Here is a 14,439-nt window from a genome sequence, read left to right on the forward strand (position 1 = left end):
ATAACAAATCTCGTAGAACTAATGCGTTGTAACTTGCTTAGCAGCTACTTTCTTTGCAGTCACTTTCTCTTCTGCCGTTTCCTTAGGCTGTACACCTCTTTTAATAAAGAAGGCTAGAATAAATGCAATAATCGCTACGCCTACAGATACCAAGAATGCATCGTTAATTCCTTCAATAGTAGCTTTCGCAATGACTTGATTTTGTATACCAAGCAATTGGTCTGCCGAAGGTTTAGCCGTTAATTTACTTACAGCATCAGCGACCATATCTTTCACATGTGAAGTGGTACTGTTAGACATAATGGTTACGAGCAGTGCCCCACCTATCGCCCCTGATACTTGCTGAATCGTACTGTTCATAGCTGTACCATGCGGCGTATATTTGGCTGGGATAGAATTCAAACCATTGGTCATAACTGGCATCATCACCATAGAGATCCCGAACATTCTCACCGAATATAGAATCATGAGTGTCGAATATTTAGTCGTTTCAGTCAGATCACTAAAGAAATACGTACTAATCACTACAATCGCTAGACCAATTAGCGCTAATACCTTACCGCCGAATTTATCGAACAATTTACCTGTGATTGGAGACATAACACCCATAATTAACGCACCAGGCAACATTAGAAGTCCCGAATCCAGTGGTGAAATCCCTCTAATATTTTGCAGGTAAATCGGCATTAGCATCATCGCTGAGAACATTGCCATATTCAGTGTAATCGAAATCGCTGAAGATAAAGCGAACATCGGATATTTGTACACTCTGAAGTTAAGCATAGGCTCCTTCATCTTCATTTGGCGCATAATGAAGATCACTAATCCAATCGCTCCGATAATAAGCGCGGAGTAGACCATTGGATCATCCCATCCTTTATTCCCAGCAGAACTGAAGCCATATAGGAGACCCCCGAAACCAATCGCTGATAGAACTACAGATAAGAAATCAATCTTAATAGCCACATCTTTTTTAGGATCATGCAATTTGAAGAAGGCCAGAATGAACACCAATACAGCGATTGGGGCAATCATAAAGAATAGTACAGGCCATTCATAGTGCTGAATAATCCATCCAGATAATGTAGGTCCGATAGCTGGTGCAAAAATCATAACCAGCCCGAACATCCCCATAGCTGAACCACGTTTCTCAGGTGGAAAGGTAGTGAACAATACATTCATTAATAATGGCATCATGATCGCAGCCCCTGAAGCCTGAACCATTCTGGCGATCAGCAACACAGGGAAGCTTGGTGCTAATCCGCCGATAAAGGTTCCTATCGCAAATAATCCAATCGCGATTAAGAACAACCGTCTCGCGGTATACTTTTGAATCAAAAAAGCTGTTGAAGGAATCATGATCCCGTTCACCAGCATATAGCCCGTTGATAGCCACTGTACCGTTGAGGCACTGACATTAAAATCCTTCATAATCGATGGTAAAGCTATATTGAGTAGGGTATTACTCAGTAAAGCAACAAATGCACCAATCATGAGGATTGCCAATATCCCGTAAGATGCTTTACTTTCTTTTGCTTTCATTTTGGAATCCTCCATTCTATAATCATACTAACGGTTCAAAATTGAACTCGTGTTATAATCCGGTGTAGAATATATTACTCCCTTATTTCTCGCTTGGCAAGACAAAAATCACTTAAAATTGAAATTGTATTAAGTGGAAATATACGCTAGTCTATATTGGAACAAAGAGTTCAGCTTAAAGGGGCACCTCAGATGATAAATAAACGAAAAGAGCAAGTGGTTCATAAAGCGCATGAATTATTTATTGAAAAAGGCTACCACGCCACATCCATTCAGGATATTTTGAATCATAGCCGGATCTCCAAAGGATCTTTTTATAACTATTTCCCTTCAAAAGGGGATCTCTTTAAGGCTGTATTTACGTCCATTCACGATCGACTTGAAGAAGGGCGAAATTCCCTGCTCATAGGTCAAGATCCTTCTGACATTAAGATATTTGCCGAGCAGATTCAGCTGGTCATGAAAATCAATAAGAAAAATAAATTGTTACAGCTCGTAGAAGATGCTTTGGTCTCCAATGACCCAGACTTAATAACGTTTATCAAAAAAACAAAGTTCAACCTCCTTACCTGGGTACATGAACGTTTCCTTCATATTTTCCCTGAGGATAAGAAACCCTATTTACTGGACGGAGCCATCATTTTTACAGGAATTCTACAAAATATGCTACAAATCAACAGTGCTATGAATGAAGTCATCACCTCTAAGCAGATCATTGATTATTGCACTACGCTTATCCAAACCATTGTTGAAGAAGTAAGTCAAATGGGCATTCAACTCATCTCACCAGAGCATGTGGGCAAATTATTACCCGCAGCGGAATACAGTGATTTTTTCAATAATGATTTATCCTTTGCGACCATCAGCTTAAAAAAAGTAATAGAGAGATCATTTACAACTGGTGATGCGAACCTCACTAATTATCTAAAGCTGTTATACTTTATCCAGGAAGAAATCATGAACAACAAGGAACCGAGACAGTTCTTAATCGAAAGTGCTCTGCTATCCTTAAGAACATGTCCTAATCTAAATGAAGCCAAAGAGTTTAAGCATTATCAGGATGTATTATCTAAAATGCTGTAAAGCTAACTAAAAGTGTGGTGAAGCATTTGTTCAAGCTATTATTAATCGAAGACGATTCAACGCTGTTTAATGAGATCAAGGAGCGACTTACCCAGTGGTCTTATGATGTGTATGGCATTCAAGATTTCAGCAATGTCACGCAGGAATTTATAGAGATCAAACCTGATTTAGTCATCATCGACATCCAATTACCTAAATTTGATGGGTTTCATTGGTGCCGAATGATTCGTTCCCACTCTAACCTTCCGATTATCTTCTTATCATCCCGGGATCATCCTACGGATATGGTAATGTCGATGCAGCTTGGAGCCGATGACTATATTCAAAAGCCCTTCCATTTCGATGTGCTCATTGCCAAAGTACAAGCGATTCTTCGGCGCGTCTACAATTACAACACGGATAACCTTGAGCTCAAGACATGGTGTGGAGCAGCCGTGGATTATGAGAGAAATGTATTGACGCATGATATGGGATCGATTGAGCTTACGAAAAACGAGATCTTTATATTGAAATTGCTTATTGAGAAAAAAAATAAAATCGTCACCCGCGAGGAATTAATCAATAGCTTGTGGGATGATAAACGTTTTATAAGTGACAACACCCTTACCGTCAACGTAAACCGGCTGCGAAAAAAGCTGGATGAGATAGGCTTGGGTAGTTTCATTGAAACGAAAGTAGGACAAGGGTATATGGCCATCGAAGAGGAAGCACTATGATTAAAAAGTATCTCTTGGAAAGAAGTAGCTGGATCCTACTAGTCCTCTTTACCAATCTTTTTATACTTTTTGTCACCTATATGGATTCATCAATCCCATTCTCTTCAGTTCTCTATCTGGTCTCCTTGTCGATGCTTTTTTTTGTGATGTTCTTAATCCTTCGCTATCCCAGAGAAACCAGGTTCTATAAAAGCTTGGTTGAGCGAGATGATGATCTGGATGTTACGAGTATCGCCACCCCCGAAAGCCCGTTTGAGCATATTATTGAAGAGAGTATTATCAATCAAGCTAAATGGTTAAAACAGGCTGCCTCGAACAATCAAATGACGTTAGAACAGGAAAAAGATGAACTATTATCGTGGATTCATGAAGTGAAGACCCCTCTGACAGCGATGCATCTAATGATGGAGCGAATCGAAGATGATGTAATGAGGAAACATCTGACCTATGAATGGCTGCGTATACATCTTCTGCTGGATCAACAGCTACATCAAAGGCGAATTCCCTTTATCGAAAATGATCTGTATATAGAACATATCGATTTAGAAACGCTTATTTTCGGGGAGATTAAGACGTTGCAATCCTGGTGTATTCAGAAGGGAATCGGCTTTGAGCTGAACTTGGAAGTAGCAGAAGTGCTTAGTGATGCCAAATGGCTGGCTTTTATTATCCGACAACTACTAACCAACGCCGTAAAATATAGTGAGGCTTCAGATATTACAGTGAGTAGCTATCAGCAAGCTGAGCATATCGTTCTTGAGGTGAAGGATGGTGGGCGCGGGATAGATCCAAAGGATCTGCCTCGGATATTTGATAGAGGATTTACTTCCACCACCGTGCATCGCGACAATGCCGCCACAGGTATGGGATTATATTTAGCCAAAAAAGCGGCGCAATCCTTGTTGATCGTCATCGGAGTTGAATCGAGGCCCGGATCAGGGACGACGTTCACTTTAACCTTTCCGCTTAAAAATGAATTCGTGAAGCTCTCAAGCGTGTGACAACAATGTCACATGCTTTTTTATTTTGTTCGGGCAATCGAAGGATAAGAACGGCAAAGCCTTTTATAATAAAGCTATACAAAAAGAACGAGTATAAAAAGGGAGTGAATCATTATGGCAATTCTTGAAGCCACTAAAATTCATAAAAGCTACGGAAATAAATTAAACAAACAATCCGTGTTGAGCGGACTGGATATTTCTATAGAAGAAGGCGAATTTGTTGGGATCATGGGCTCTTCCGGTTCAGGAAAGACCACCCTGCTTAACGTTCTCTCGTCAATTGATCAGATTAGCAACGGATCGATTACCATTGAGGGTACTGAAATTTCTAATATGAAAGAAAAGCAATTAGCTGAATTTCGGAAAAATCATTTAGGATTTATTTTTCAAGAATACAATCTCTTAGATACGCTGACGGTGAAGGAAAACATCCTGTTACCTCTATCCATTACCAACACCCCTAAGAAAATTGCCAATGAGAAATTCGAAAACGTCGCGAGGGAGCTGGGGATTTTAGAGTTGAAAAATAAGTACCCGAATGAAATCTCTGGGGGTCAAAAACAACGCACCTCTGCAGCTAGAGCCTTCATTCATGATCCAAGCATTATTTTTGCTGATGAGCCTACTGGTGCCTTGGATTCTAAATCTGCTTCTGATTTGTTAAACAAGCTGAGTGAACTAAATCAAAGACGAAAAGCAACGATCGTTATGGTTACACATGATCCAGTGGCAGCTAGCTATTGCAGTAGAGTTATTTTTATAAAGGATGGTACGATCTATACGCAATTAAATAAAGGAGAACAATCAAGACAAGTCTTCTTTAATGACATCATAAAAACACAAGGTGTACTGGGTGGTGTGCAGAATGAGCATTAATGTACTGATGCTTCGAAATCTGCGAAAAAACATCAGAAATTACTATCTGTATGTATTTGCTCTCGTTTTTAGCGTGGCCTTATATTTCGCCTTTGTTACGTTGCAATACGATCCCTCGATGGATGCAGTAGAAGGCTCGATCAAAGGTGGCGCAGCAATCAAGGCTGCCTCGGTCTTACTGGTCGCGATTGTATCCATTTTCCTGTTATATGCAAACACTATCTTCATCAAACGCCGGGGAAAAGAAATTGGTCTGTTCCAGTTAATAGGGATGACCAAAAGTAAAATATTCCGAATCCTTTCGGCAGAGAATTTCATCCTATATTTTGGTTCTTTAATTCTAGGAATAGCCGTGGGCTTTTCTATTTCCAAATTAATTCTTATGATTCTTTTTAAAATAATGGGGATCGATGCGATAGCATCCCTTCGTTTTTCTACCCCAGCCCTGGTTCAAACGCTGATCGTATTCTTTGTAATCTATCTTTTGATCATGCTGATGAATTATGGATTTATTAAAAGACAAAGCATTCTATCCCTTTTCCGGGTGACCTCAACCACAGAAGGCAACGTGAAAAAGCTGTCCGTCTTTGAAATGATTATTGGGATCGTTGGGATTGGATTGATTCTGCTTGGCTATTCGATTTCATCTCGATTATTTAGTGGAGACTTAACATCAATGACTGAGCTATCTATATCCATGATCACTATTCTGGCTTCAGTTATCATCGGGACTTATCTTTTTTATAAAGGCTCGGTAAGCTTTATCTTTCATCTCATTCGTAAAAAGAAAAACGGGTATCTGAATATTAAAGAGGTGTTGTCTCTCTCCTCCATTATGTTCCGAATGAAATCAAATGCCGTACTGTTAACCATCATTACAACGGTATCAGCTCTGGCGCTGGGTTTATTATCCTTGAGTTATATTTCTTTCTACTCTGCTGAGAAAAGTGCGAAGCTCTATGTTCCGTCAGATTTTATTCTTACGGATATCCAGGATGCTAAACAATTTAAAGAGGCATTAACGACTGAAAATTTGCTGTTTACGGAAAAAATAACCGAAGTCATTCAAGTGGATGTAAATATAGAGAAGCTTCTGGCAGAAAATTCCAAGGCGCTCGGTATGATGTCGAATAATATGACTCTTCCCGTCATCAGTGAAAATTCGCTGGAGGGCATTGATCTATCCCCTGATGAGGCCTATTTTACGAAGACAAGTAGTGCAATGGAGAATCTGATTTCTATGAAGGACCAGGGTGGCATTGAATTCAAGGGACAACATGAAGTCATTCCGCAGTTTTATAAAAGAATTGATATGGAAGCCCCCGTTTTATACAATTTCACAGGTGGTGGCTTACCCCTTGCTATTGTAGACGACACGACCTTTGAACGCTTAAAGAAGGATCTAGATCCAGCCCTTCAAAGAAAGTCCTCTCTTAATATCGGCATCGATATGAAAGAACGGGCAAGCGTTGAGCAGGCTAATGAGCTTTTTCAGAACATGAAATTTGCAAAAGGCCACATAACCGACTCTCAACTGGAGACGAAGAACAATCAAAAGCAAACTATGGGACTTATCATGTTTATCGTGGCCTTTCTGGGGCTAACCTTCCTGATTACCTCTGGATGCATTCTTTACTTTAAACAAATGGATGAAAGTGAGAATGAAAAGCCCAACTACACGATCCTCAGAAAGCTTGGTTTCACGCAAGGGGATCTGCTTAGAGGGATTCAGGCGAAACAATTATTTAATTTTGGGATTCCATTAGTCATTGGATTGCTTCACAGTTACTTCGCCGTAAAATCAGGATGGTTCTTCTTCGGTACAGAGCTCATGACACCGATGATTCTGGTGATGCTGCTATACACCGCTTTGTATTCGATTTTTGCAGTGCTATCCGTGTTCTATTATAAAAAGGTAATTAAAGAGTCACTTTAAAAAAAGAGGGGTTCCACAAGCCAGCATGGCTTAGGAACCCCTTGTTGTTATCATACCTCTATCTCCTATCTTCATATTCAATTCTAGTTAACCCGTAGAAGACTATATCCTCGAATTTATCCCATTTTAAAATATGCCGTTTAAATTCCCCTTCAAATCTCATTCCAGCTTTTTTCATAACGTTAGAGGAGGCAGGATTTCTAGTCATTGCCGCTGCCCATATTTTATTTAATGCGAGGTCTTCAAATCCAAAATCAATTAATCGCTTAGCTGCTTCAGTCGCATAGCCATCTCCCCAAAAAGATCTTCCTACCCAATAAGCAAGCTCACCTCTTTGATGCGATTTGTCTATATTTAGACTCATACAGCCTATTAAGGTATTACTCTCTTTACTAATTAAAGCAAAAGGAAATCCTTCCCCTTCGTCTGCGCTTTTCCTACAGGCACCAATCCAAGATTCAGCCGCTCCATCAGGGTATGGATGAGGAATAGACAGCGTTGTTCTAGCTACTTCTATATCCCCAGCAAGCTCTTGAACTTTACTTGAATCTGTGGATTGAAACGGTCTTAGTATTAACCTTTGTGTTTCAAATGTAGGTTGCATAGAAAGTACCTCTCACTATTGGATTTTCAATAGATTATATTACAATTGTTGGATATTGCAATACATATATCAGCTATTCACAATCCCCAATACGAAACCATCATACCCTTTACTTCCCACTGTCTGAATGGCAGTAGCAGAAATTCTAGGCTCTTCTGCAAGCAGATCATAAAATTCCCGTACGCCTACTACACGAGGATCTTTGCTATTCTTGTTAATGATCTCGCCTTCACGAATCACATTATCGCCTATAATCACCGTACCGGGCCGGGAAAATTGAAGCGCCCACTGTAAATAGTTAGGGTTGTTAGGTTTATCAGCATCAATGAATATAAAGTCAAAGGGCTCCACACCCTCCTGTTTCATCTGAGACAATTGCCCCAAAGCATCGCCTATACGAAGTTCTATCAGATCATCTACCTGAGCAAGCGCGAAATTGGCCCCAGCCACCTGAGCATGAGATGGATCTAGCTCTAAGGTAACGATTTGTCCATCAGACGGAAGCGCTCTTGCCATCCAAATCGTGCTGTACCCACCCAAAGTGCCAATCTCCAGAATCCGGCGTGCACCTTTCATTTGAACCAATAGGTTAAGGAATTTTCCCTGACTAGGTGAGACATCAAAGGGCGGCAGCCCTGCCTGTTGATTCGCGGACAACACTTCCTCCAGCACGGAGTCCTGCGGAATTAAGCGCTCTGTAATGTACTGATCGACTTTATCCCATGTAGTCGTTTGATTCATATTTATCACTTCTCCTTTGGTTTTAATTACTTTACTGAAAAGAACACTCCAACCCACAATTAGGGATCGTTCGTACCTACGAGGAGTGTTTGGACTTCCGGCCGCTGTTGTCTTCAGATTTCTTTAATTTACTAATTGATAGTGGGTGAAATCCAAAGACAAAGGCGGTCGCTAACGCTCCTACAGTTCCAAACCTCCTCTTCGTTACTCCTTTCCCTAACTAAAGATTTAAGTCCAAAATATAAGTTCATATTCAACTTCAAGTTCAACTTTATACCTGTATTGTAAATCAGTTATAATCATAAATATAATATATCTTTAAAACTAAACTATATATTAAATATATGAATTAAACGATAGCAGATAGGAGCTTAACCATGAATCTACACGCCTTGCGCTTATTCCATGTAATCGCATCGACAGGAAGTGTGACACGCGCCTCCGAAACTTTAAATATCAGTCAGCCTGCGATTACGGCTCAGATCAAGAAATTCGAAAAGGAACTATCCTTCGCCCTATTCAAGCCTCAAGGTAGAGGAATTGCTTTAACGGATGCGGGTGAAGAGCTTGCCCTACTCGCGAAAAGACTGTTCGCTGTCGAACAGCAGATCGAACAATTCACTCAGGATTATGTTAACGGCACGAATGGAAGTATCCGCCTAGCCGCGACGTATTTACCTGCTCATTTCCTTATTCCTACCTGGATCGCAAAGTTCAAGCAACAATATGAGCAAGTGGAAATGGTGATTACTACCACCAATTCAAGCGATGCCCTGAAGCAGCTGTTAAATGTAGACGTGGATATGGCGATTTACGGAGGGATTACCGAAGCCTATCCAGATACGATCCGGACAGAAGAGTTATTTCAGGATGAGTTATGGTTTGTGGTCGCACCCCATCACCCCTATGCGAATCTGCAAATTTCTTTATCCGAAATGATGAAGGAGCCCTTTGTCATGCGTGAGGAAGGGAGTTCGACGAGAGAGAGATTATTATCGTTATGCCGTACATATAATACGCCAGCTCCCACGATCTCTTTGCAATTTAACGGACTTCATGAAGCGATTCAAGCCGTTATCGCCGGGTATGGCGCCAACTTCGTCTCTTCACTCGTTGTTCGCGAATATGTTGAACGTGGAGAGTTATGCCGAGTTTATGTTGAAGGCATACATCTGAAGAACAGCATTGCGATCTGTACGCGAAAAAATGAACCATTATCCGCCTCAGCGGCAAACCTTATTCAAATGATTCGCCAAAATCCTTATACGATGTAGCATTTTTTAAAAAAAGACTGCTTACTAGGCTGACTATATCCAGCCCGGAGAGCAGTCCTTGTAAGTACCGGCTTTATTGGAACGCCTTACGCTTGCTTCTTCTCCGTTAAATAGTACAGAAAAGCCAAGATCGGCAGCGCCAGACCGATCAAGCTGGTCAGACTCCAGCCCCCGTACGCATATGCCCAGCCGCCTAGTGAAGAGCCAACGGCTCCGCCTACAAAAAATATCGCCATAAATAATCCGTTTAAACGTCCTCTCGCCTCGTTGCCAAGGGAATAAATTGCCCTTTGTCCAAGCACCAGATTACCCGATACCCCCATATCCAGCATAATAGCTGCTGCAACCAGCAATCCGAGCGTCACTCTTGAATCATTCTGAAACAAGTAAGCAAGAAGAAAAGCCACAGCTGCCAGCACAAACGCAAGTCCGGTCAAAGGGCGGGTCCAGCCCCGGTCAGCCAATCTCCCAGCGATGGGAGAAGCGATAGCCCCAGCCACTCCGGCTAGCGCAAACAAGGCAATGCCTTGCTGACTTAAATGATACGTATCGGCCAGATGCAAAGAGACCGTCGTCCAGAACAGGCTGAAAGCTCCAAACAGGCTAGCCTGATAAATCGCCCGGCGGCGTAACACTGGCGTACTCTTCAGTAAAGTACCTAGAGAACGGATCAATCCGCCATAATTCATTGTAGGCACAGGTTGACGCTGCGGCAGCACACGGGACAATAGAAGTGTTAATAAGGAAATCACTACGGCGGATATGGCATAAATCGCATGCCAACCCCACAATCCAGAGACAAAGCTGGCCAGTGGCCGGGCGAACATAATACCGAGCAGCAGCCCACTCATTACATTACCGACCACCCGGCCGCGCTGCTCTTCAGCAGCCAGAAAAGACGCATACGGCACAAGAATCTGGGCAGCTACGGAACCGAGACCAATGAACAGGGATGCTCCCAAAAAGATCGCTGCATTCGGAGCTAGTGTGGCTGCTACCAGTGATACCACCACCACAGCCAGCGACACCACTGTCAGGCGGCGATTCTCAATAATATCGCTAAGCGGTACTACGAACAAAAGTCCAAGAACGTATCCTACCTGGGTCAAAGTTACAATCAGACCCGCTGCCCCAGAAGAAAGCTGCGTAGCTTGGGCGATCTGTCCGATCAGGGTTTGGGCGTAATACAGATTGGCCACAATTAGTCCGCAGGAGGCCGCTAATAGAAATGTAATCCATCCAGGGATCGTCTTTCCTTCCGCATGCTCCATCGCTGAATTCACTGAACTTCCTGAACTTACAGGATTCATTCGTCTTCCTTGATTCATAAGATCTCCACCCTTCGATTATAAATACTGAACGTACAGTTCATTAATTAATTTAAATATATACTGAACGTTCAGTTTTGTAAATAGGCGATTGGCTACTTCACATAACCTTTTGTATAATGAACGTATAGTTTCTTTTTAGATCGCAAGTTAAATAAAGGATAGATTAATCGGGAGGGATCTCTGATGGATAAAAAAAGAGGACGGCCGCGCAATAGCGAAGCCGAGGCTTCTATTCTGGCAGCATCGTATGATTTACTACTAGAGACTGGATTTGGTGCGGTGACCGTAGAGAAAATCGCGGAACGGGCCAAGGTAAGTAAAGCGACCATTTATAAATGGTGGCCTAACAAAGCAGCTGTGGTCATGGACGGCTACCTCTCTGCAGCATCCGCAAGATTGCCAGTGCCGGACACCGGTTCGGTCATGGACGATATTATGATGCATGCCACAAACCTGGCTAATTTTCTTCGCAGCCGAGAAGGAAAGATCATTACCGAGTTGATCGGCGAAGGTCAATTTGATGCCGGCCTTGCTGAGGCCTATCGTGCGAGGTTTTTCGCTCCCCGTCGCCAAGAGGCACGACAGTTGTTGGAGCGTGGGGTGACCCGGGGCCAATTAAAAGCGGAACTGGATATTGGGATCACGATTGATCTGCTGTATGGACCGATATTTTATCGGCTTCTGATCACAGGGGATGAGCTAGACGAAGCTTTTGTGAAATATTTGATCACCTCTGCCTTTGAGGGTATCAAAGCATAACGAGCATAAACGCCTTTGGCGAAACTTATACTTTCTTATATTTTAAAAAGCCATCCTTTGCAGGATGGCCTATCACTTATATTTACACCGTTCGATCTAAGTTAACTTCAAACGTGTCTCCAGTTACATAATCCATATACCTCGTATTCCCATCGTAATCCAAATAAGCTTGATAGCGGGTACGAATAGCCGGTTGTGTAATCCAATCAAGTACTTTCTCTTTTGCCATCCACATCACTTCAGAGGTTTCCTCCGAGGTACATAATTCCCCACCCACAGGCTTGCAGATAAAATCAAACATAACCTTGGTAGGAACATCGGTTACACCGTCATACCATTTATGAATGCCTGTATTGGAATACACACCAATCAATTGAGATACCGTGACGTCTATTCCACTTTCCTCTTTAATCTCTCGAATTAATGCATCCACCAGGTTCTCTCCGACCTCTACTTGTCCACCAGGAAATACCCATCCACCATCATGAGTCTTTACTAAAAGGATATCTCCTTGTTCATTTTCTGCGAATCCACCTGCCGCTACAATATGTGTTGGCCAAGCCATAGAATGCACCTCTTTTTAGAAGAGGTTAACAATTTAATCAGCATTTGTAAACGATATTTTTCTATTCCATAACGCTTTAAAAGCTTCGCAATGCTCTATTAAATCATCAAACTTTCCTTCACCCACGACCGAGCCTTGGTCCACTACCAGTATCTTATCAACGTCTTTTATAAAATTTAGTCGGTGGGCAACAATAATGATGGTTTTATCCTTAAATTCCTGCAAAATCGTCTCCATAAGGCTTTGCTCCGTAATATTATCAAGTGCAGAAACAGGTTCATCTAGAATTAGAATGTTTCTTTTCTGAGCAATGATTCTGGCAAAAGCTAATCGCTGTCTCTCCCCGCCTGATAATTTAACCCCTTTTTCACCTACCAAAGTATCTAAACGATCCGGTAATTGGCTTACCTTTTCCTGCAGATGAACCTTTTCCAAAATCTCATACAACTCTTCATCGGACAAGGAATGCTCATCAAATATAATATTGTCCCTAATCGTAGCGTCAAAAATTGGCGTGTCTTGTGATAAGTAAGAGATATGATCATAGTAGCTATCCAGATGGATCTCATCGATATCCTTACCGTCCAATAAGAGTTCACCTTTGTCCTTTTTTAATAAGCCTACGATTAACTTAATCAGAGTTGATTTCCCGCCCCCACTTAATCCGACAATAGCAACCGACGTTCCTCGTACAATCGAAAAGGATAGATTATTCAAGATCTTCACTTGCCCATAATCAAAAGATACATCCCTAAATTCAATATTACCGTGGATCTCAGTGATAACTTCTCCTCGTTCTAGATTCTTATCTTCTGGGGCATGAATAAACTCTTCAAATCTCTTGTAGGTCACTCTATTCAGTCTGTAATCTACAAAGAGGACATTGAAGATAGCAATCGGCGAATAAATCTTATCAATAAACATAAACAAAGCGACCACAACACCAAGTGACGTCTCACCTGCGACAATGCTTTTCACACCGTAAATCAAGACAACGACTTTAATAATCGAGACAAACAACTCGAATATCGCGAAAAAAGCTTCATGGATCATTTGTAACTGAGCATTTTTTTGAATGATAGTGCGTGCAGTCTGGCTTAATTTATCGATCTCTTTCTCATATCTTTTGTTCGTTCGGAAGACGACTAATTCCATAAATCCACGGATAGAGAATCTGGACATCTTTTCTTGTTCCTGTAGAATGGCCGCCTTCATCGCATACAGAAATTTCAACAGCAAATTCGTTATCAAAAAGACGACCACGTAGCCTGCAGCAATCACTACCATGATCCTTAAATCATAGAAGCTGATAAAGATAAGACTGAACAGAAGAGTGGGCAATAACTCATGTAATGTTTTGAGGAAAAAGGAGAAAATCATGCTGTTTCCAGCTGCTGCTCCATTCTCGATCACTTTAATCATCTGACCTGTGCCCATATCCTGATAGGCTTGATAGTCGATTTTGGATATTTTAGATAGTGCAAGTATCTTTAACCGCTCCGTTATACTGTTCGATAAATACACACTAGGGTATTCATCCACATAATTTAGGATCACCACCCCTGCCAGCAAAAGGCCGTACACCAAGATTAAATTAAATATCTCACCAAAGCTGTTGATCACCGTGACCTTGTCTAATATTTTTTGAAACACTACAATGCCTAAACTACTCAGCAGTTGAATAGTAAAACCCAATAAAATATAACCGCATATCCACCATTTCAGGTGAGCTAGACTCTTTTTCAACATATCGTTAATCCCCTATCTTTTAATTGAATGCAAAAAAGCCAGGCAACCCCCACCATCCAACTATTAAAAACCATCCACAAATAAACGGTTCTCAAAGTTAAATAGGTTAAGTGCCTGGCTCTATACAAAAAGCTGCCTATGGCACCGTTCAATGTTCTAGTTAATGTAATCAAAAGGTAGACTCCCCCCTTGATAGCTGGTACGCGTTTGACCCAGCCCGATAACTAGTTACTTCGAACGATACGGAAAGACATCCATTTCA

At 41.6% G+C, this 14,439-nt stretch carries 13 protein-coding genes; 7 read left to right on the forward strand and 6 right to left on the reverse strand.

Features of this window, described 5'->3' with window-relative positions; translation table 11 throughout:
- Nucleotides 1-18: 18 nt before the first annotated feature.
- The gene (locus MKX35_RS01365) at nucleotides 19-1,542 is read right to left on the reverse strand and encodes a DHA2 family efflux MFS transporter permease subunit (RefSeq protein WP_076285163.1); all 1,524 of its coding nucleotides are present in this window, start codon (nucleotides 1,540-1,542) and stop codon (nucleotides 19-21) included.
- A 192-nt stretch (nucleotides 1,543-1,734) separates the two neighbouring features.
- Between MKX35_RS01365 and MKX35_RS01370 the strand changes: the two genes are divergently transcribed.
- The 5 genes from MKX35_RS01370 to MKX35_RS01390 all read left to right on the forward strand — a co-directional run bounded on the left by MKX35_RS01370 (nucleotide 1,735) and on the right by MKX35_RS01390 (nucleotide 7,154).
- Nucleotides 1,735-2,625, forward strand: coding sequence for a TetR/AcrR family transcriptional regulator (locus tag MKX35_RS01370; RefSeq protein WP_256716355.1), 891 nt, complete (start codon nucleotides 1,735-1,737; stop codon nucleotides 2,623-2,625).
- A 26-nt stretch (nucleotides 2,626-2,651) separates the two neighbouring features.
- Nucleotides 2,652-3,341, forward strand: a complete 690-nt coding sequence (locus MKX35_RS01375; RefSeq protein WP_076300175.1) for a response regulator transcription factor — start codon at nucleotides 2,652-2,654, stop codon at nucleotides 3,339-3,341.
- A complete protein-coding gene (locus tag MKX35_RS01380; RefSeq protein WP_076285162.1) occupies nucleotides 3,338-4,342 on the forward strand; it encodes a sensor histidine kinase in 1,005 nt (334 codons plus the stop codon). The genes MKX35_RS01375 and MKX35_RS01380 overlap by 4 nt, the downstream gene beginning before the upstream one ends.
- A gap of 114 nt (nucleotides 4,343-4,456) precedes the next feature.
- Complete coding sequence (locus tag MKX35_RS01385) at nucleotides 4,457-5,218, forward strand: ABC transporter ATP-binding protein (protein ID WP_076285161.1); 762 nt, start codon at nucleotides 4,457-4,459, stop codon at nucleotides 5,216-5,218.
- Nucleotides 5,208-7,154, forward strand: coding sequence for an FtsX-like permease family protein (locus MKX35_RS01390; protein WP_076300089.1), 1,947 nt, complete (start codon nucleotides 5,208-5,210; stop codon nucleotides 7,152-7,154). The genes MKX35_RS01385 and MKX35_RS01390 overlap by 11 nt, the downstream gene beginning before the upstream one ends.
- Before the next feature lie 58 nt (nucleotides 7,155-7,212).
- On the opposite strand, the gene MKX35_RS01395 is transcribed toward MKX35_RS01390, so the two are convergent.
- Nucleotides 7,213-7,758, reverse strand: a complete 546-nt coding sequence (locus MKX35_RS01395) for a GNAT family N-acetyltransferase (protein WP_076300088.1) — start codon at nucleotides 7,756-7,758, stop codon at nucleotides 7,213-7,215.
- Nucleotides 7,759-7,827: 69 nt separating this feature from the next.
- A complete protein-coding gene (locus MKX35_RS01400; protein WP_076300087.1) occupies nucleotides 7,828-8,499 on the reverse strand; it encodes an O-methyltransferase in 672 nt (223 codons plus the stop codon).
- Between the two features lie 377 nt (nucleotides 8,500-8,876).
- On the opposite strand from MKX35_RS01400, the gene MKX35_RS01405 reads away from it, so the two are divergent.
- The gene (locus MKX35_RS01405) at nucleotides 8,877-9,773 is read left to right on the forward strand and encodes a LysR family transcriptional regulator (protein ID WP_076285157.1); all 897 of its coding nucleotides are present in this window, start codon (nucleotides 8,877-8,879) and stop codon (nucleotides 9,771-9,773) included.
- Between the two features lie 86 nt (nucleotides 9,774-9,859).
- Here MKX35_RS01405 and MKX35_RS01410 read toward each other — a convergent pair whose 3' ends face one another.
- The gene (locus tag MKX35_RS01410; RefSeq protein WP_076300174.1) at nucleotides 9,860-11,044 is read right to left on the reverse strand and encodes an MFS transporter; all 1,185 of its coding nucleotides are present in this window, start codon (nucleotides 11,042-11,044) and stop codon (nucleotides 9,860-9,862) included.
- Nucleotides 11,045-11,287: 243 nt separating this feature from the next.
- Here MKX35_RS01410 and MKX35_RS01415 point away from each other — a divergent pair, with 243 nt between their 5' ends.
- Entirely contained in the window at nucleotides 11,288-11,863 is a 576-nt protein-coding gene (locus tag MKX35_RS01415) for a TetR/AcrR family transcriptional regulator (protein WP_076300086.1), read from the forward strand.
- Nucleotides 11,864-11,945: 82 nt separating this feature from the next.
- Here the strand turns inward: MKX35_RS01415 and MKX35_RS01420 are convergent, their stop codons facing one another.
- Nucleotides 11,946-12,428: an NUDIX hydrolase gene (locus tag MKX35_RS01420; protein WP_076300085.1), complete on the reverse strand. Its 483-nt coding sequence runs from the start codon at nucleotides 12,426-12,428 to the stop codon at nucleotides 11,946-11,948.
- Nucleotides 12,429-12,461: 33 nt separating this feature from the next.
- The gene (locus MKX35_RS01425) at nucleotides 12,462-14,177 is read right to left on the reverse strand and encodes an ABC transporter ATP-binding protein (protein WP_076300084.1); all 1,716 of its coding nucleotides are present in this window, start codon (nucleotides 14,175-14,177) and stop codon (nucleotides 12,462-12,464) included.
- Between the last annotated feature and the right edge of the window lie 262 nt (nucleotides 14,178-14,439).

Origin of the sequence: Paenibacillus sp. FSL R5-0923, assembly GCF_038009145.1 — a bacterium.
In the GTDB taxonomy this organism is placed as follows: Bacteria; Bacillota; Bacilli; order Paenibacillales; family Paenibacillaceae; genus Paenibacillus_AQ.

Excerpts from the sequence above, each read along its gene's own strand:
- MKX35_RS01365 (WP_076285163.1), bottom strand. The coding sequence starts at position 1,542 with ATGAAAGCAAAAGAAAGTAAAGCATCTTACGGGATATTGGCAATCCTC.
- MKX35_RS01370 (WP_256716355.1), top strand. The coding sequence starts at position 1,735 with ATGATAAATAAACGAAAAGAGCAAGTGGTTCATAAAGCGCATGAATTA.
- MKX35_RS01380 (WP_076285162.1), top strand. The coding sequence starts at position 3,338 with ATGATTAAAAAGTATCTCTTGGAAAGAAGTAGCTGGATCCTACTAGTC.
- MKX35_RS01385 (WP_076285161.1), top strand. The coding sequence starts at position 4,457 with ATGGCAATTCTTGAAGCCACTAAAATTCATAAAAGCTACGGAAATAAA.
- MKX35_RS01390 (WP_076300089.1), top strand. The coding sequence starts at position 5,208 with ATGAGCATTAATGTACTGATGCTTCGAAATCTGCGAAAAAACATCAGA.
- MKX35_RS01395 (WP_076300088.1), bottom strand. The coding sequence starts at position 7,758 with ATGCAACCTACATTTGAAACACAAAGGTTAATACTAAGACCGTTTCAA.
- MKX35_RS01400 (WP_076300087.1), bottom strand. The coding sequence starts at position 8,499 with ATGAATCAAACGACTACATGGGATAAAGTCGATCAGTACATTACAGAG.
- MKX35_RS01405 (WP_076285157.1), top strand. The coding sequence starts at position 8,877 with ATGAATCTACACGCCTTGCGCTTATTCCATGTAATCGCATCGACAGGA.
- MKX35_RS01410 (WP_076300174.1), bottom strand. The coding sequence starts at position 11,044 with ATGGAGCATGCGGAAGGAAAGACGATCCCTGGATGGATTACATTTCTA.
- MKX35_RS01415 (WP_076300086.1), top strand. The coding sequence starts at position 11,288 with ATGGATAAAAAAAGAGGACGGCCGCGCAATAGCGAAGCCGAGGCTTCT.
- MKX35_RS01420 (WP_076300085.1), bottom strand. The coding sequence starts at position 12,428 with ATGGCTTGGCCAACACATATTGTAGCGGCAGGTGGATTCGCAGAAAAT.
- MKX35_RS01425 (WP_076300084.1), bottom strand. The coding sequence starts at position 14,177 with ATGTTGAAAAAGAGTCTAGCTCACCTGAAATGGTGGATATGCGGTTAT.